Source organism: Aurantimonas sp. HBX-1 (assembly GCF_021391535.1).
Taxonomy (GTDB): domain Bacteria; phylum Pseudomonadota; class Alphaproteobacteria; order Rhizobiales; family Rhizobiaceae; genus Aurantimonas.
Genome location: NZ_CP090066.1, coordinates 2,774,758 through 2,790,844 on the forward strand (window position 1 = coordinate 2,774,758; position 16,087 = coordinate 2,790,844).

The following is a 16,087-nucleotide window of genomic DNA, read 5'->3' on the forward strand; positions in this document are numbered from 1 at the left end:
GCGCGATGCCGGCAGCGCGCCTCGGCACAGATCATCGCGACGGGCCCGACCAACGAAACTCGCCATTCGGTCTTCGGTCTTCGGTCGCGGATCGATGGCGGGTCAGGCCTGCGGAGACGCGTCCGGCTTGCGAGCGGCATGTCCTTGAGACGTCGACGCGGGATCGGCAGAACCCGGCAGATCCCGTCGATCCCGTACGCGACGGCCAAATACGTTACCGCCCGAGCGAAACGGATACGCGGTTTCCGGAATGACCCGATAAAGAATTGCAAAGACGAGCCCGCAGATCAGCCAGGCAAGGATCACATCCGACAGGAAATGTCCGCCGAAGGCGATCCGGTTCAGCGATAACGCGCCAGCATAGACAAGCGTCGCCGCTGTGGCAGCCAGCCGCACGGGCTTGGGCGTCACGAGGGCCGCCGCGACAAGCCAGGCCGACGAGGAGGACTCTCCGCTGACGAACGAGCAGTTTCGATCGCACCAATCGCTGACGACCCAGACCATCTGATGGACCGCGTCCCCGCCAAAGGCGTCGACATTGACTGGCCGGGGCCGGCCCCAGAGCGACTTCAAGAGGCCGTTCACGATCAGGCCAGGACCAAGAGCCAGGCCGGACAGCAGCCAGATCGGCGTCCTCAGCCGTGACCAGGTCAACGCGCCCTTGATGGTATCCCGGAGAACTCTGGCCAGTATGATGACGATGACCCCGACCAGAACCCAGGGAGAGCTTTTACGGAGCCACTGCAGATTGGGGTCGCTGGACGAGATGAAGCCGTCGCCGGGGCTGTAGAACCAGCTGCTGACGATCAGGTCGACTTCCGGATAAAGCCAGAAGAACACGCTGGTTGCCAGAATGGCGATCGAGAACCCGATAATCAGAGGGTCCGATTTCGCGCCAGATGAAACGGGGTTCGATAGGGTTGCGCTCATAGGCCGGGCGCATGCGCTGGCCAGCTTGCAGAAAACTTGCAGACACGGACCCTGCAGTGCGCTGGCCGCCGGCGCCGTGCGGCGGATGCGCCTTTGAACCCGCGTCGAGAGATTGACCCGGCAGGCGCCGGGTGACAGGAAAATCGGAGGGCAGCGACGCTCGATAGGGCGGACGACATCATCCGGGAATCGCGGGCGGCTTCGTCGGAATACGCACAGCCCGTCAGCAGAGTGAGAGCTTCACGTTGACCAGCCGAGGCAAGCTTATGGAGAGTCGCGGTGCGGATTCTGGTCGTCGAGAATGATCGCCTGCTCTCCGAGGCCCTGGAGCGACGGCTCACCGAGGCCGGTCATGCGGTCGATGTGTTCGCGACGGTCGCGGACGCCGAGGCGGCGTGGAGAATAGCGGCCTATGACCTCTGCATCGTGGACGTCATGCTCGACGACGGCGATGGGCGCGCGCTCGTCAGGTCTGCCCGCGCCGCCGGTCTGCGAACGCCGACTTTGATGCTCACCGCGCGGGACGAGATCGGGGACCGGGTGGCCGGACTGGACGCGGGGGCCGACGACTATCTGGTCAAGCCGTTCGCAACCGAAGAGCTGCTGGCACGACTGAGGGCGTTGCGACGACGCTCCGCGGAGATCACGGCGAGCGAGCTGCGTATCGGAAATCTTCTCTACGATCCTCACAGCATGAGTCTGACGGTGGCTGACCGGGACGTGAGGCTGACGGCTCAGGAACATGCCGCCCTCGACAAGCTGATCCGTGCCGGCGACCGCGTGACGCCGAAGCGGATGCTGGGCGAGCATCTCTATGCGCTTCACCAGGAATGGTCGGACAACGCGGTCGAGACGCTGGTTCACCGGCTTCGCAAAAAGCTTCTGGACGCGGGGGCGACGGTCGAACTCAAGGCGCTGCGGGGCCTCGGCTACATCCTGTGCGAGAGCCGATCATGAGACGGGCCTATCGCCTCGACGTGAGGCTCGCGGTTGTCGTGACCGTGATGTCCGCGTTGACCCTGATCGGCGCCGGCATGATCCTGTCCATGGAGTTCACGCGCGGCCAGTTCGGGATAGAAGAGCGCGGGCTATCCACACAAGTCGAGGAATGGGCGGGACTGCTTCGGCGCAATCCCGGCGGGACCGTCGTCTTTGACCGCCCGGCCGAGCCATCATCGGAGATTGACCCGCCTTATACCGGGCTCCTGTCGGGCACCCGGCCCGTCTACGGCTACACCGTCACCGATGCGACAGGGAGGGTGCTGGATCGCTCCGACGCCAACGCTCCCGCCGGACGCCCCGGGCCCGCAGATCCCGAACCCGTCCTCTTGATCGGACCGACGCTCGACGGCGCCGGACCCGTCCTGATTGCCGAACTCTTCGTGCCGGAGTTTGGCGTATGGCTCCGGCTGGCCCGATCGCGTTCGGATGTCACCGCCTTGACCAATACTTTCTTCGCCCAATCGCTCGAGGAACTCGGATGGGCGGCGCTGGCCATGCTTGTCGTCATGGTGATCACGGCCGTGAGCATCGTTCGCTTCAGTCTACGAGGACTTCGGCGCGTGGCGGCGCAGGCCAAACGGATCACGTTCGACAATCTGGGGCATCAGCGGCTTTCCGGGGCATCGGCCCCTGCGGAGGTTCAGCCGCTGATTGCCGCCGTCAACCAGGCCCTGGACGGCATCAGGGCGGGTGCCGTGGCGCAGCGCGATTTCTCCATCCATGCCGCCCATGAGCTTCGGACGCCGCTCGCCGACCTCAAGCTGCGGCTGGAAGGACTGGCATCGGATCCGGACCGGGATGCGGCCATGCAGGACATCGATGCCATGGCGCGTCTCATCGAGCAGCTGCTGCAGATCGCCCGGTTGGACGGCAGTACGGCCTTCTCCCTGCAATCGCTCCACCTCGGCGAGACAGTCGCCCAGGTCCTGCAGGAGGCCGCCCCGCGGCTGGTGTCCGCCGGCTGGCTGCTCGAGGCGGACGGCCTGGACTCGCCGGTCCAGATAAGCGGCGATCCGACACTGATCGCCCTGATCCTGCGAAACCTTCTGGATAATGTCCGCAAACACACACCGGTCGGCAGCCGCGTAAAGGTCTCCATCTCCGACGACGGAACGCTTCTGTTCACCGATACGGGCCCGGGGTTGCCACGGGGGTTTCCCGGTTCGAACTTTGCACGATTCGTCCGCGGGAATGATGATGCCCGTTCCGGCAGCGGACTGGGACTTTCGATATGCGAAACTGCCATGCGGCGCATGAGAGGCACCTTCAGCCTGGAGCCTACCGTCAGCGGCGCAGCGTTTCGACTGATCTTCAGCTTGGAGCGAAGCCCTGCAGCAGGAAAGACAACTTGAGCCCATAACGCCTAACGTCGCCGACCTGGGTACAACCCATGGAACCGCATGCTGTCTCTGTGGCAATCAACGGATAGACGGCGCCGAATACCGGCGTCGACGCATACAGTAGGAGAGCCACCCCCATGACCCAACTCACCGGCGGCTGCCTTTGTGGCGACGTCCGCATCACCGCCACCGGCGCGCCCCATTGGGTCGGGCTTTGCCATTGCCTCGACTGCCGCAAGCTGAGCGGATCAGTGTTCCAGGCGCTGGCGATCTTTCCCGAGGCGGCGGTGGCGGTCAGCGGCGAGACGCGCGAGTTCGCCGGGCGCAGCTTCTGCCCGCGCTGCGGTTCGTCGGTGTTCGGGCGCAGCGAGGACGAGATCGAGGTGAGTCTGGGAACGCTGGATGAGCCGAACCAATTGACGCCGACCTACGAGCTCTGGACCATCCGCCGCGAGGCCTGGCTGCCGCCGGTGCCGGGCGCAAGGCAATACGAGCGCGACCGCACCTCCGGCAGCCGCGACGAGGACTGAGGCGGCGCCCGACCGGGCCGGCGGGCGGACGCCGTACCGGCCGGGAAGTATGGCCGCCATAGGGTTTGCAGTCGCCGCCGCTTCGGCGTAGGCCGTTTCGGCCCGGTCGCGATGCCGGGATGCGTGACGGACGGTCCGAGATGAACACAGCCCCTGCTTTGTCGCTGAAGCCCCGCACCTATCTGGGGGTCCTCGCGGTCCTCGGGGTGGCGCATTTCCTCAACGACCTGATGCAGTCGCTGATCCCGGCGATCTATCCGATCATCCAGCGCAGCTACGAACTCGACTTCGCGCAGATCGGGCTGATCACCCTCACCTTCCAGATTGCCGGCTCGCTGCTGCAGCCGCTGGTCGGCGTCTACACCGACCGGCGCCCGGCGCCCTATTCGCCGGTCATCGGCATGGTGTTCACCCTGTCCGGCCTCCTCGCCCTCGCGTTCGCGGGAAGCTACGCGGCGATCCTCGTCGCGGTGGCGCTGATCGGCATCGGCTCGTCGATCTTCCACCCCGAGGCGACCCGCATGGCGCGCTATGCGGCGGGCGGCCGGCAGGGGCTGGCGCAGGGCATGTTCCAGGTCGGCGGCCAGGCCGGCGGCGCGCTCGGCCCGGTGTGCGCGGCGCTGATCATCGTACCGCTGGGGCAGCCGAGCCTTGCCTGGTTCACCGCCGCGGCGCTGGCGGCGATGCTGCTGCTTGGCTGGATCGGCCGGCAGCAGGCGGCGATCAGCCGGCATTTCGCGGCGGTGCGGGCGGAGCTTGCCGGGCACCAGGCGAGCCTGCCGCGCCACGCGACCTCGACGATCGCCGTCGGGCTGGTCGTCCTGACGCTGCTGATGTTCTCCAAGAACGCCTATGGCGAGAGCTTCCGCTCGTTCTACACCTTCTACCTGATCGAGCGCTTCGGGCTGACGATCCCGGCCTCGCAGATGATGCTGTTCCTGTTCCTGATGGCCTCGGCCGCCGGGGCGCTGATCGGCGGCATTATCGGCGACCGGATCGGCCGCCACCGCATCATCTGGATCTCGGTGCTCGGGCCGCTGCCGCTGACGCTGATACTGCCCTATGCCGACCTGTTCTGGACCGGCGTCCTGACGGTGATGATCAACCTCGTCATGGCGAGCGCCTTCGCCTCGATCCTGATCTACGCGATGGAGTTGCTGCCGAACCGCATCGGCCTCATCGGCGGGCTGTTCTACGGGCTGAATTTCGGCCTCGGCGGCATCGCCGCGGCGATCCTCGGCGGCATGGCCGACAGCTACGGCATCGAAGCGGTCTACCGCTTCTGCTCGTTCCTGCCGCTGGCGGGGCTGCTCGCCTGGTTCCTGCCGCGGATCGAGCACGACCGCCCGGGCGCCGCGGCGCCGGGCTGACGGCGCGGCAGGGACGGCGCGCCTCGCAGCGGGCGGGGGGCTCGACACCCTGCCTGCCCTGCGCGACGCGCCGGGAGCGTCCCCGGGGAAGCGTCGGCGCCCGGCGCGCCTGCCACGCACGGACGCAAGGCGACCCCGCCGGACCGGCCCCGCCGCGCACCGGAGCTAGTCGGGCAGCTCTTCCCGAGGTCCGGGCACATAAAGCCCGGCGAGAAGACCGACGAGGTCGGCCTGCCGGGAGAGGCCGGTCTTGAGGAAGACCGATTTCAGCTGCGTGCGCACGGTCGCGGGAGACAGACCGGACCGGGCGGCCAGCGCCTGGATGGTCTCACCCATCGCGATGCCACGCGCCACGCGGGATTCGGCAGGGGTCAGATCGAACAGGCCCTGGATGATGTCGGCAGCGGGCGCTTCCGGATGGGCGACCGGGGTGATCACCAGCACATCGGAAGCGGCAGAGAAGACATCCCGGGCGGCCAGCAGGATGGGAACCAGATGCGCAATCATCGGCGGCCTGTCCCTATCGGCCGCGATCGGGATCGATCGGACGGTCCGGCGATCGCGGTGCTCGATCGCCGCCGCCAGCAACGCGTCGGCTTCCGGGTCGGCGAAGGCCATCCGCCGGCTTCCATCGCGGACGACGTCCGGCACGAGGTCCTCGAGCAGCGAGTTTGCCGCGCTGATCCGGTGCGAATGCGACAGGACGGCTCCGGGCAAGCCGAGGATCTTGAGCATCTCCGCGGCCGCTCGCGCCCGCTCCAGTGCCAGCCGCCCGGAAAGGACCGCCGCGCGTGCAAGATGGGGACGAAGCAGGTCGAGCTTGCGGACCTTCTCCCGATCGAAAGGCCCGTCGCGATAGCGCCGCTCGAAAGTGTAGACCAGCCTGTCTCCCGTCGGCGTCTTGATGGCAGTCCCGGCGCACCAGCCAAAGCCGCGGGGACGCAGAAATTCCGTGTAGAACGGATGGGAGTCGAGTTGCTCGTCGGTCAGGAAGTCATGCTCGGTAATGAAGCCGGCGTGGGTGGTTTTCAGTCCGAACGGGGTCCGAATGTTCAGCTCCGGCTTTCCCAATGCGGCGAAATCACCCAGGAGGCCTGACATGACGTCGGAGCCGACCCAGCGCATGCCGCCCGGCTGGACGTCGAAAAGCGCGCCGCCGACACTGCCCACCTGCTCGGCAATCTCGTTCAGAACGCCCGGCCAGAGTTCCCTGACGATCGCCGTTTCGTAGATGCGGTCGATGAGTTCGTCGTCGGAACCCGTCATCTTCCGGCGTCGCCACCGGTCGACCCAAGTCGCCCCGGCCTCACGACCACGTGCGGATTATCGCTTTTAAGTACCGAACAAGTCCTGTCGTCATCCGCGATCTCCCAATGCGACTTCGTTCGTCCATCCAATATCCGGAATGCTTCGCTCAATAACAACCCAGAGAAGGACGAGACGGTCTGGCTCATGATACTGCTGGTTCCCCCTCCCGGCGGATTCTCGTCCGCGAAAACCTCACGAAACGACGTTACCTCAAATGGGTGATGCCGGGATGATCTGATCGTGGCCTCCTTAGGACACTGAGCCGAGCCTGACGCTCTGCCGGTCTACGGGGCATCGACAATGAACTTTCTCGCCGCGATTGCCATCTGCCTGAGTTCCACTCCCGCTCATCAGTGCCAGCGCGCCACCGCCGTGCATTGGTTCACCGTGTCCGAGACCAGCCTCGGATTGTCCACCTGCATGCGGGACGGAATGTTCGCGGCGGCAAGATCGAGACTGCTGCAGGGCGGCGACTACCCGAAGGTCTTCTGCAGACCGGTGGACGATATCTCGCGACAGGCGGCGAGATAAGTCAATGAGCTATAACGACAGAGGTAGGGAGTCCTACAGCTTTCACGTCCTGGTCGTCGAAGACGACGCACTCGTTGCCGCCTATCTGGAAGGCATTCTTCTCGATCATGGCATCGTCTCAGAAAGCGTCCAGGTTAAGGATCTGCGAAAGCTGGCGCTGGGCCGGCGCTACGCCGCCGCAGTAGTCGGCATCGACAGAGTTTCCTTTAGCGTCCGGGCGGCAATCTGCCTGCTGGAGCTCTGTGCGATCCCCGTCGTTCTTTACACCGCGCTCGACGATCCGCACGGGCTGGCGTGCGAGTACCCGGATATTCCCCTGGCCCGTAACCGGGCCGGACAGGGCTGCAACCTCGCGATGAAGGTTTCGTCCGCATCGAAAAAATCCATGAAAGACGTCGATCATGACGCCGATGACGGAAAGCTGACGTCGACGCGACATTGAGTTCTTGGCGATGTCGATTGTTGCGGCTGCCGAGCACGCCGAAAGCGATGATTGCCACGGCTGACAGCGGCCGCGAGCGGGTCGCCCGGTCAGCTGCGCTGCAGCGCCAGATGCGCGCCGAGGCCGACCAGCACCGCGCCGCCGGCGCGGCGGACCAGGCGCTGGGCGCGGCCGGAGCGCTTCAGCCGCGCGATCACCAGCCCGGCCAGCGCCACGCAGACGATGTCGGTCAGCGAGAACACGACATTCACCGCGACGCCGAGCAGCGCCAGCTGCAGCCAGATCGGGAAGGCTGCCGCCGCGTCGACGAACTGCGGCAGGAAGGCGAGGAAGAAGATCGCCGTCTTCGGGTTGAGGATCTCGACCGTCATGCTCTCGGCGAAGGCGCGCCGTCCCGAGCGCGGGGCGGACGGCACGACGCCGGCCTCCGCCGCTGGGCCCTGCCGGAACATCTGCACGCCGAGCCACACCAGATAGAGGGCGCCCGCCAGCTTGACCGCGAGATACAGCGTCGGGACCGCGTGGAACAGCACCGACAGCCCGCCGGCGGCGGCGGCGATGTGGACGTAGCAGCCGAGATGCAGGCCGAGCACCGCCATCAGGCCCGCCCGGCGCCCGCCGGCCATGGTGCGGGCGGCGGCGTAGAGCATGGCCGGTCCCGGGATGACCGCGAACACCGCCGTCGTCGCCAGGAAGGCCGCCAGGATCTCGATGCTCGGCATGGTCGGTTCCCTACATCCTGACGCCCGGCAACTGGACAGCCTGGCGCAGCCAGTCGGCGATCTGCGCCTCGTCCAGTCCGTCGCCCTCGCGGATCTTCACATAGCGGGTGCCGGCGACCTTCGAGGCGACCGGCGGCACGGGATCGAGCGAGGCGCCCTGCATGAAGGTCAGCTGGAGGTGGTTCCTGTAGCAGTACATGGCGAAGAACCAGCCGTCCTCCTTGCCGTAGAGCGGCGTGTTCCACTTCACCGCCTTGCGGACGGCCGGAAACACCTCTTCCACGATCGCGTCGAGGCGCCGCCCGAGGTCGCGCTTCCAGCCCGGCACGGCGGCGATCCAGGCCTGGATCGGGCCGTCGCCCTCGCCCTTGGGGATCTGCGGGTTGCCGCTGGACAGGAGTTTCGGCGAGGTCTCGTCGTGCATCGGGCGATGCTAGCAAGGCCGGACGCCGTGGGGAACCGCGGCGGCCGCGGGGGGCCGATCCGCGTCCCTATTCGGCGAGGCGGGCGGGATCGACCTTCAGCGTCACGACGAGGCCGCTTTCGGCCCAGTGGTAGTCGATCGCGCCGCGCAGATGGCCGGCGACGCTGCGCTGGATGAGCTTGCTGCCGTAGCCGCCGGCGCCGGTCGGCGGCGTGACCTTCGGCCCGCCGCTCTCGGTCCAGACCAGGGTGACCGCCTCGTCATGCGCCGAGCAGGAGACGTCGAGCGTGCCGGTGTCGACGGATAGCGCGCCGTATTTCAGCGAGTTGGTCGCCAGCTCGTGCATGATCAGCGCGAGGATCGTCGTCGACCCGTCGCCGACGCTCATGCGCGGCACCGAGACCCGGATCCGCCCGGTGAAGGCGCCGAGATCGTCATAGGGCGCGAGCAGCACGGTGAGCAGGTCGCCTAGCAGCGCCGAGGCGCGCTCAGTCTGCCCCGGCAGCGGCCTGACCAGGTCGTGCGCCCGGCCGAGCGCGGTGAGCCGCAGCGTCAGCTCGCGGGCCATGTCGGCCGTCGTCTCGGTGGAGCGCGAGGTGATGGCGGTGAGGCCGGAGGCGATGGCGAGCAGGTTCTTCACCCGGTGGCTCATCTCGCCGGCGAGCAACTCGCGCCCCTCCTCGGCCTGCTTGCGGCCGGTGACGTCGATGAAGATGCCGAACATGATGCGGCGGACCATGCCGGCATCGTCGCCCTGGCCGCGCGCCGAGATCCATTTCAGCTCGTCGCCGATCATGATGCGGAAATCGATCTCGTAGGCGCCGACGATCGCCCGCGTGGCGTTGAAGGCGGCCCGCACCCGGTCGCGGTCGGCCGGGTGGATATGCGCCGACAGGTCCTCGAAGCGGACGTCCCTGCCGCGCGGAATGCCCCACAGATCGTAGGCATGGTCGTCCATGGCGAGCGCGTCGGTGTCGACGTTCCAGGACCACAGCGTCACGCCGGCCGCCTGGATGGCGCGCACCAGGTTCTTGGATTCCCAGAGCAGGGGCTTCAGGCTCTCGGCTGTGGTGGTCATCTGCTCTCCAGGATCCTGCGCGGCTCGGCAGACATTCGCGTTGCGGCCCCTTGACGGGGCTCTTTCGCAAGTCGGCTATCAAGTTGCAACTGCCAGTTTTCGCGAGGGCCGCGCTTCGCCGTAAGGTGTTGCCTCGCGCGGGAAGCCCTCCGGATGCCGCCCGGTCGCGAGCCACGCCTCTCGCCGTCTCCGGACAGGAGGAGAGATCGGACCGAGACGGCTGTCGCGCCTCGCTCGCAGTCGCGTGTCTCGGGGCGTGAAGATCAGCTTACGCCGATACCGGTGCCTCGGGCGCGTCCGCGCCGAGGCGACGCGCGACCGCGGCTCGGTTCTGCGTGCCCCATTGGCAGAGCGGCATGAGCGCCTGCACGAGCGTCATCCCGAATGGCGTCACCGTGTAGTCCACCCGCGGCGGCACTTCCTGGTAGTCGTGCCGAACCAGCACGCCCGCCGCCTGCAGATCCCGCAACTGCTGGATCAGCACCTTCTCGCTGATCCCTTCGACCAGTCGCCTGAGGTCTCCGAACCGCCGGGGACCATGCTGAAGGTGATACAGGATCAGGGGCTTCCACTTCCCGCCCATGACGGCGAGCGCGACATCGAGACCGCACTCCGGATCATTCGTGCTCAAACGCCACCTCCTACTAACCTAAAGGTAGGTACTAAACAAATTATTCGTGGCAGTCCATATCGTGCGCCGACAACGATCGGACACGGACATGGGCAGACTCGACGGGAAGGTGGCAGTCATCACCGGCGCGAACAGCGGCATCGGCCTCGCGAGCGCCAGGCGCTTCGCCGAAGAGGGTGCGCGCGTATTCATGACCGGTCGCCGGCAGGCCGAACTGGACAAAGCGGTGGCAAAGGTCGGGCGTGGCGCACGCGGTGTCCAGGGCGACGTCGCGAACCTGTCGGACCTCGACCGGCTCTACGACACCGTGCGCCAGGAAGCGGGCCGGATCGACGTGCTGTTCGCCAATGCGGGTGGCGGCGAGTTCGCAGCGCTTTCCGAGGTGACCGAAGCGCATTTCGACCGGCTCTTCGCGACCAACGTCAGGGGGACCCTGTTCACGGTGCAGAAGGCGCTGCCGCTCCTGCGCGATGGCGCCTCGGTGATCCTCACCGGATCGATCACCGGCAACAAGGGCAGCGCATCGTTCAGCGTGTACAGCGCCAGCAAGGCGGCCACCCGCAACTTCGCCCGGAGCTGGATCCTGGAGCTGGCGCCGCGCCGCATCCGCGTCAACGTGCTGGTCCCAGGCGCCACCTCGACACCAGGCGTGCATGGGCTTTTTCCGAGCGAGGAGGCGGACCGGGCGTTCGTCGCCCTGATGGAGACCCAGATTCCCCTTGGCCGGATGGGGAACCCCGAGGAGACCGCCGCCGCGGCGCTGTTCCTGGCTTCCGACGACAGCAGCTTCGTCAACGGCAGCGAACTCTTCGCCGATGGCGGACAGGCGCAGATCTAGACCGAAAAACGTGAGGGCCTGCGAACGCCGAGGCGGGATCGCCGAGGAACGGCCTATCAGACGCACAGAGGATTTCATGATGCGTGACAACGAGACGATCATCCGCGAACTCTATACGTTTGCGGAAGGCGGCCAGATGGACATGGAGGCGTTCGTTTCCGCCTTTTCCGACGACGGCTACATGACCGACATTCCCGCGGGGGCAACGCTTCGCGGGAAGGCCATCGGCGACTATCTCGAAACGCTGACCGCCGCCTTCCCGGACATCCACCGCGAGCTTTTCAGCATCTATGTCGCCGGGAACGTCGTCGTCGTCGAGCTGGCCATCCGCGGGACGCACACGGGCGCGCTGTCGCTTTCTGCCGGGACCCTGGCCGCGACGGGCCGCACGGTCGACGTGCCATGCTGCGACGTCTTCCACCTCGAGAACAGCAAGGTCACGTCGTTCCACTGCTACAACGCCGCATCCGTGATGCAGCAGCAGCTTGGCATTGCCGGCAGCTGAGGGGCCAGAGGAGCGCAAGGCGTTCCTGCACTGCTCGGCTGAGGAGACATCAGCCGAGCCGGCACCGGACCGTCGAAGCCGATCCTAAGTTCGCCGGGCCGTGGCGCGGCTGCCGAGCTGGTCGAGGGCGTCGGCGTTCCGGCGGCCCCAGCCGTAGAGCAGCTCGACCAGCTCGACGAAACGGTGGCCGAGCTCGGTCAGGCGGTATTCTACCGCAGGTGGCAGGGTGCTTTCGACGTGCCGGGTGATCAGGCCGCTCGTTTCCATCTCGCGCAGCGTCTGGGTCAGCATCTTCTTGGAGATGCCGGGCAGGCTGCGCTGTAAGACGCCGGTGCGGGCGCGGCCGGCGTGGCGGGCATGCAGCGTGTGCAGCACCATGCTGGTCCACTTGGTGGAGAAGAGCTCGAGGACGCGGCGCGGCGCGCAGTCCTCGCGCCAGTCGCCCTCGGGTGATCCAGGCTGCATGTGGTTACCTCCAGGTGGCTAGGTCCCTGTTTGGTGCCGTCTAGCGGATGGCCGGTCCGCCGCCTAGCTCCGTGGTCAAGAGATCAAGGAGACTTCCATGGCCAAGACGGCTCTCGTAGTGGGTGCAAGCGGCATCATCGGCAGTGCGACGGCGGCGCTTCTGGTCGAGGAAGGCTGGACCGTGCATGGCCTGGCGCGGCGCCCCGTCGACCAGCCTGGCGTCGCGCCGGTCGTCGCCGACCTGCAGGACGCGGCGGGCACCGCGGCCGCCCTGGCGGGGATCGATCCCGACGCGGTGTTCCTGACGACGTGGCTGCGCCAGGACAGCGAGGCGGAGAACATACGCGTCAATTCGGCGATGGTGAAGAACCTGCTCGACGGGCTGCGCCCGACCGACAAGGCCCGCCACGTCGCGCTGGTCACCGGGCTGAAGCATTATCTCGGCCCCTTCGAGGCCTATGGAAAAGGTGCGCTGCCGCAGACGCCGTTCCGCGAGGAGCAGGGCCGGCTCGACGTCGCTAATTTCTATTACGCGCAGGAGGACGAGGTCTTCGCCGCGGCGGCGCGCGACGGCTTCACCTGGAGCGTCCACCGCCCGCACACCGTCATCGGCAAGGCCGTCGGCAACGCCATGAACATGGGCACGACGCTGGCGGTCTACGCGACGCTCTGCCGCGAGACCGGCCGGCCGTTCCGCTTCCCGGGATCGGCGGCGCAGTGGGAGGGCCTCACCGACATGACCAGCGCCAGCCAGCTCGCCCGGCACCTGCTCTGGGCGGCGACGACGCCGGCCGCGGCCAACGAGGACTTCAACGTCGTCAATGGCGACGTCTTCCGCTGGAAATGGATGTGGGGGCGGATCGCCGCCTGGTTCGGCCTCGAGCCGGCGCCCTTCGACGGTACGATCCTGCCGCTGGCCGAGCAGATGCAGGGCGACGACCAGATTTGGCGCGAGATCGCCGCGCGCGAAAACCTCGCCGAACCCGATCTGTCGCGCCTCGCCTCGCCCTGGCACACCGATGCCGATCTCGGCCGGCCGATCGAGGTCGTCACCGACATGAGCAAGAGCCGGCGGATGGGCTTCACCGGCTACCAGCCGACCGACGACGCGTTCTTCGACCTGTTCGCGCGGCTGCAGGCGGACCGGCTGATTCCGTAGGCGATGGGCAGCCAGGCGGCGGCGGAACCTTTCGCCCCGCCGGATGTTCTGCTCTCGCACGGCATGCGTCCGCCAACGGCTGCCTGCCCGTGCCCCATCACTTAAACTGTGACTATCGACATGGTCCCGGCGATGCTATTCGCCTCGGCAGCACCCTCTTCTAGCTTGGACATCCTTTGCCCTCGATCGAAACTTCCGGGGCAGTTCCTGCCGCCAAGACCCCCGCCTGGACCCGCGTCCTCGCCGGTTACCGCAAGCCCGACACCCGCCGCAGCGTGTTCGAGATCGCCGTGACGGTGGTCCCGTTCGCGCTCCTGTGGGCGCTCGCAGCCCTCGCCTTCGTCAACGGCCACTACTGGGGCCTCGTCCTGACCATCCCGGCCGCCGGCCTGCTGGTGCGGCTGTTCATGTTGCAGCACGATTGCGGCCACGGCGCCCTGTTCGCCCGCCGCGGCGCCAACGACTGGACCGGCCGTGTCCTCGGCGTCTTCACCCTGACCCCCTACGACTACTGGCGCCGCACCCATGCCGTGCACCACGCCACCACCGGCAATCTCGACCAGCGCGGCATCGGCGACATCGACACGCTGACCGTCGGCGAATACCGGGCACTGTCGCGCTGGGGCCGCTTGCGCTACCGGCTGTATCGCCATCCGGTGGTGATGTTCGGCATCGGCCCGGCCTGGCTGTTCGTCTGCCAGTACCGCCTGCCGGTCGGCCTGATGCGCGGCGGAATCCAGCCCTGGACCTCGACGCTGGCGACCAATCTCGGCATCGCCGTCATCGCCGCCTCGCTGATCTGGGCGGTTGGCCTCGTGCCGTTCCTCGCCGTGCAGCTGCCGATCACGCTGATGGCCGCGACGCTCGGCGTCTGGCTGTTCTACGTGCAGCACCAGTTCGAGGAGACCCACTGGTCGGAAAGCGAGGACTGGAACTTCCAGCACGCCGCCCTGCACGGCTCCTCGCATTACGACCTGCCGGCGGTGCTGCGCTGGTTCACCGGCAATATCGGCATCCACCACGTGCATCATCTGTCCAGCACGGTGCCGTTCTACCGGCTGCCGCAGGTCCTCGACGACCATCCGGAACTGCGCGACATGGGGCGCCTGACGCTGATGGAGAGTCTGCGCTGCGTCAAGCTGGTGCTCTGGGACGAGAAGGCCAAGCGGCTGGTCTCCTTCCGGGAAGCCGCCGCCGCCTGATAGGCGCCGCCGCCTGATACCGCTGCCGGGCCGCCTCAGGGCGGCCCTTGGCGTTGCGGCTCCAGCGGCTGCCAGACCGAGATTCGGCGCTCTTCCTCCAGCAGTTCCGGCAGGGCCGCGTGCCATTCCCGCCGGTATGCCCGGCCGAGCTGAATGGTCACCACGTCGTCGTGGTCGGCCCAGACCTAGTGCAGCAGGAAATGCAGCGGATCGGCGGGATCGACGTGCAGCGTCGCGCCCCGATAGGTCGTCTCCTTCCGCATCGCGTCGAGAACGCCGGCAAGCAGCGCCAGGAACCGGTCCTGCTGGCCGGGCCGGACCTGGAACGCGATGACGTAGGCGACGCTCACGCGCAGCCCCCGTCGAGGAAGCCGATGACCTCGGCGATCCTGCCCTCCCCGTCGAGCCGCACGACGTCGGTGCCGCCGGCGACGGGCGTGCCGCCCTGCGGCGCCAGCGACCACGAGAAGCGGGCGAACGGCCCGTGCCCGTCGGGCGTGCCGCGCGGCCGGAACTCGTGGCCCGGAAACTGCGCCCGGGCCCCGGCGATCATCGCGGCGATGGCGTCGCGCCCGGTGCCGCTCATCAGCGGATCGCGATAGACGGCGTCGGGCGCCCAGTCCTCCAGGCGCCGGCGGCGCTCGGCGTCGTCGGGCGTGTTCCATACGGCGAGATAGTTGGTGGCGATGTCCTGCGGTGTCGGCATTTTCCGTCCTCCTTCTGTTGACGGAGCCGAGGATGACCGGGCGGGCGACGCGGCGCGATTACCTTCAAGGTCATGGCGCAAGGCGGCCCCGCGTGTAGGATTGCCGGTATGACCACCCCCTCCGACACGGTCGGCGACGTGCTGCGCGACTGGCGCCGGCGCCGGCGGCTCAGCCAGATGCAGCTCGCCGGCGAGGCCGACGTCTCGACGCGGCATCTGAGCTTCGTCGAGAGCGGCCGCGCCGCGCCCAGCCGCGACATGCTGATGCGCCTCGCCGAGCCGCTGGCCTTGCCGCTGCGCGAGCGCAACCGGCTGCTGCTCGCCGGCGGCTATGCGCCGCTCTATCCCGAGCGCAGGCTGGATGCGCCGGACATGACGGCGGCGCGGGCGGCGGTCGAGGCGATCCTCGCCGCGCACGAGCCCTTCCCGGCGCTCGCGGTCGACCGGCACTGGACGCTGGTCGCCGCCAACAAGGCGGTGGCCGAATTTTTGGCCGGCGTCGCCGCGCATTTGCTGGAGCCGCCGGTCAACGTGCTGCGCCTCAGCCTTTCCCCGGACGGGCTCGCGCCGGCGATCGTCAACCTTGCCGAATGGCGCCGGCATCTGCTGGAGCGGCTGCGCCACGACGCCGCCTCCTCCGGCGACCGGACGCTGATCGACCTCCATGACGAGTTGCGCGCCCTGCCGGCTCCGGCATCGAGCCGGCCGCCGCCCCGCGCCGCGGGGATCGCCGTGCCGCTGGTGCTGCGCCGCGGCGACGCCACCCTGTCGTTCCTGTCGACGACCACGGTGTTCGGCACCGCCACCGACGTGACGCTGGCCGAGCTGACGCTGGAAGCCTTCCTGCCGGCCGACCAGGCGACGCGCGACACGCTGGCTGCGGCACGGCCCTGACCGCCAGGCC

At 67.7% G+C, this 16,087-nt stretch carries 21 protein-coding genes; 11 read left to right on the forward strand and 10 right to left on the reverse strand.

Features of this window, described 5'->3' with window-relative positions; translation table 11 throughout:
* Positions 1-102: 102 nt before the first annotated feature.
* Positions 103-930 carry a phosphatase PAP2 family protein gene (locus LXB15_RS13160; protein ID WP_233948887.1) on the reverse strand — a complete coding sequence of 276 codons (828 nt, stop codon included), beginning with the start codon at positions 928-930 and terminating at the stop codon, positions 103-105.
* Positions 931-1,209: 279 nt separating this feature from the next.
* Between LXB15_RS13160 and LXB15_RS13165 the strand changes: the two genes are divergently transcribed.
* The 4 genes from LXB15_RS13165 to LXB15_RS13180 all read left to right on the forward strand — a co-directional run bounded on the left by LXB15_RS13165 (position 1,210) and on the right by LXB15_RS13180 (position 5,172).
* A complete protein-coding gene (locus LXB15_RS13165) occupies positions 1,210-1,887 on the forward strand; it encodes a response regulator transcription factor (RefSeq protein WP_233948888.1) in 678 nt (225 codons plus the stop codon).
* Positions 1,884-3,284, forward strand: a complete 1,401-nt coding sequence (locus LXB15_RS13170) for a HAMP domain-containing sensor histidine kinase (RefSeq protein WP_233948889.1) — start codon at positions 1,884-1,886, stop codon at positions 3,282-3,284. Before LXB15_RS13165 ends, LXB15_RS13170 begins: the two co-directional genes overlap by 4 nt.
* A gap of 125 nt (positions 3,285-3,409) precedes the next feature.
* The gene (locus LXB15_RS13175; protein ID WP_233948890.1) at positions 3,410-3,802 is read left to right on the forward strand and encodes a GFA family protein; all 393 of its coding nucleotides are present in this window, start codon (positions 3,410-3,412) and stop codon (positions 3,800-3,802) included.
* A gap of 140 nt (positions 3,803-3,942) precedes the next feature.
* Positions 3,943-5,172, forward strand: a complete 1,230-nt coding sequence (locus LXB15_RS13180; protein ID WP_233948891.1) for an MFS transporter — start codon at positions 3,943-3,945, stop codon at positions 5,170-5,172.
* Positions 5,173-5,337: 165 nt separating this feature from the next.
* Here the strand turns inward: LXB15_RS13180 and LXB15_RS13185 are convergent, their stop codons facing one another.
* Positions 5,338-6,438 (reverse strand): helix-turn-helix transcriptional regulator, encoded by a 1,101-nt coding sequence (locus tag LXB15_RS13185; RefSeq protein WP_233948892.1) that lies wholly within the window; start codon positions 6,436-6,438, stop codon positions 5,338-5,340.
* A gap of 342 nt (positions 6,439-6,780) precedes the next feature.
* Between LXB15_RS13185 and LXB15_RS13190 the strand changes: the two genes are divergently transcribed.
* Together LXB15_RS13190 and LXB15_RS13195 are read left to right on the forward strand one after the other, a co-directional pair.
* A complete protein-coding gene (locus LXB15_RS13190) occupies positions 6,781-7,011 on the forward strand; it encodes a hypothetical protein (RefSeq protein ID WP_233948893.1) in 231 nt (76 codons plus the stop codon).
* 4 nt (positions 7,012-7,015) lie between these two features.
* Positions 7,016-7,453, forward strand: coding sequence for a hypothetical protein (locus LXB15_RS13195; RefSeq protein ID WP_233948894.1), 438 nt, complete (start codon positions 7,016-7,018; stop codon positions 7,451-7,453).
* Positions 7,454-7,542: 89 nt separating this feature from the next.
* Here LXB15_RS13195 and LXB15_RS13200 read toward each other — a convergent pair whose 3' ends face one another.
* The 4 genes from LXB15_RS13200 to LXB15_RS13215 form a co-directional block, all read right to left on the reverse strand.
* On the reverse strand, positions 7,543-8,175 hold the full coding sequence (locus LXB15_RS13200) for a LysE family translocator (RefSeq protein ID WP_233948895.1): 633 nt from the start codon (positions 8,173-8,175) through the stop codon (positions 7,543-7,545).
* 10 nt (positions 8,176-8,185) lie between these two features.
* Complete coding sequence (locus LXB15_RS13205) at positions 8,186-8,599, reverse strand: DUF1801 domain-containing protein (RefSeq protein WP_233948896.1); 414 nt, start codon at positions 8,597-8,599, stop codon at positions 8,186-8,188.
* 67 nt (positions 8,600-8,666) lie between these two features.
* Entirely contained in the window at positions 8,667-9,677 is a 1,011-nt protein-coding gene (locus tag LXB15_RS13210) for a sensor histidine kinase (RefSeq protein ID WP_233948897.1), read from the reverse strand.
* 268 nt (positions 9,678-9,945) lie between these two features.
* Positions 9,946-10,260: a helix-turn-helix domain-containing protein gene (locus LXB15_RS13215; RefSeq protein ID WP_233953163.1), complete on the reverse strand. Its 315-nt coding sequence runs from the start codon at positions 10,258-10,260 to the stop codon at positions 9,946-9,948.
* 136 nt (positions 10,261-10,396) lie between these two features.
* Here LXB15_RS13215 and LXB15_RS13220 point away from each other — a divergent pair, with 136 nt between their 5' ends.
* Together LXB15_RS13220 and LXB15_RS13225 are read left to right on the forward strand one after the other, a co-directional pair.
* On the forward strand, positions 10,397-11,146 hold the full coding sequence (locus LXB15_RS13220) for an SDR family NAD(P)-dependent oxidoreductase (protein WP_233948898.1): 750 nt from the start codon (positions 10,397-10,399) through the stop codon (positions 11,144-11,146).
* Positions 11,147-11,225: 79 nt separating this feature from the next.
* Positions 11,226-11,651 carry a nuclear transport factor 2 family protein gene (locus LXB15_RS13225; protein ID WP_233948899.1) on the forward strand — a complete coding sequence of 142 codons (426 nt, stop codon included), beginning with the start codon at positions 11,226-11,228 and terminating at the stop codon, positions 11,649-11,651.
* An 84-nt stretch (positions 11,652-11,735) separates the two neighbouring features.
* Here LXB15_RS13225 and LXB15_RS13230 read toward each other — a convergent pair whose 3' ends face one another.
* Positions 11,736-12,116, reverse strand: a complete 381-nt coding sequence (locus LXB15_RS13230) for a helix-turn-helix domain-containing protein (RefSeq protein ID WP_233948900.1) — start codon at positions 12,114-12,116, stop codon at positions 11,736-11,738.
* 97 nt (positions 12,117-12,213) lie between these two features.
* On the opposite strand from LXB15_RS13230, the gene LXB15_RS13235 reads away from it, so the two are divergent.
* A complete protein-coding gene (locus LXB15_RS13235; RefSeq protein ID WP_233948901.1) occupies positions 12,214-13,275 on the forward strand; it encodes an SDR family oxidoreductase in 1,062 nt (353 codons plus the stop codon).
* Positions 13,276-13,451: 176 nt separating this feature from the next.
* On the forward strand, positions 13,452-14,477 hold the full coding sequence (locus tag LXB15_RS13240) for a fatty acid desaturase (protein ID WP_370640100.1): 1,026 nt from the start codon (positions 13,452-13,454) through the stop codon (positions 14,475-14,477).
* Between the two features lie 35 nt (positions 14,478-14,512).
* Here the strand turns inward: LXB15_RS13240 and LXB15_RS21145 are convergent, their stop codons facing one another.
* The 3 genes from LXB15_RS21145 to LXB15_RS13250 are packed head-to-tail and all read right to left on the reverse strand — an operon-like array spanning position 14,513 to position 15,183.
* The gene (locus tag LXB15_RS21145) at positions 14,513-14,638 is read right to left on the reverse strand and encodes a hypothetical protein (RefSeq protein ID WP_370640101.1); all 126 of its coding nucleotides are present in this window, start codon (positions 14,636-14,638) and stop codon (positions 14,513-14,515) included.
* A gap of 24 nt (positions 14,639-14,662) precedes the next feature.
* Positions 14,663-14,827, reverse strand: coding sequence for a putative quinol monooxygenase (locus tag LXB15_RS21150; protein ID WP_370640102.1), 165 nt, complete (start codon positions 14,825-14,827; stop codon positions 14,663-14,665).
* The gene (locus LXB15_RS13250; protein ID WP_233948902.1) at positions 14,824-15,183 is read right to left on the reverse strand and encodes a nuclear transport factor 2 family protein; all 360 of its coding nucleotides are present in this window, start codon (positions 15,181-15,183) and stop codon (positions 14,824-14,826) included. The genes LXB15_RS21150 and LXB15_RS13250 overlap by 4 nt, the downstream gene beginning before the upstream one ends.
* A gap of 108 nt (positions 15,184-15,291) precedes the next feature.
* On the opposite strand from LXB15_RS13250, the gene LXB15_RS13255 reads away from it, so the two are divergent.
* Positions 15,292-16,077: a helix-turn-helix domain-containing protein gene (locus tag LXB15_RS13255; RefSeq protein WP_233948903.1), complete on the forward strand. Its 786-nt coding sequence runs from the start codon at positions 15,292-15,294 to the stop codon at positions 16,075-16,077.
* Positions 16,078-16,087 lie beyond the last annotated feature (10 nt).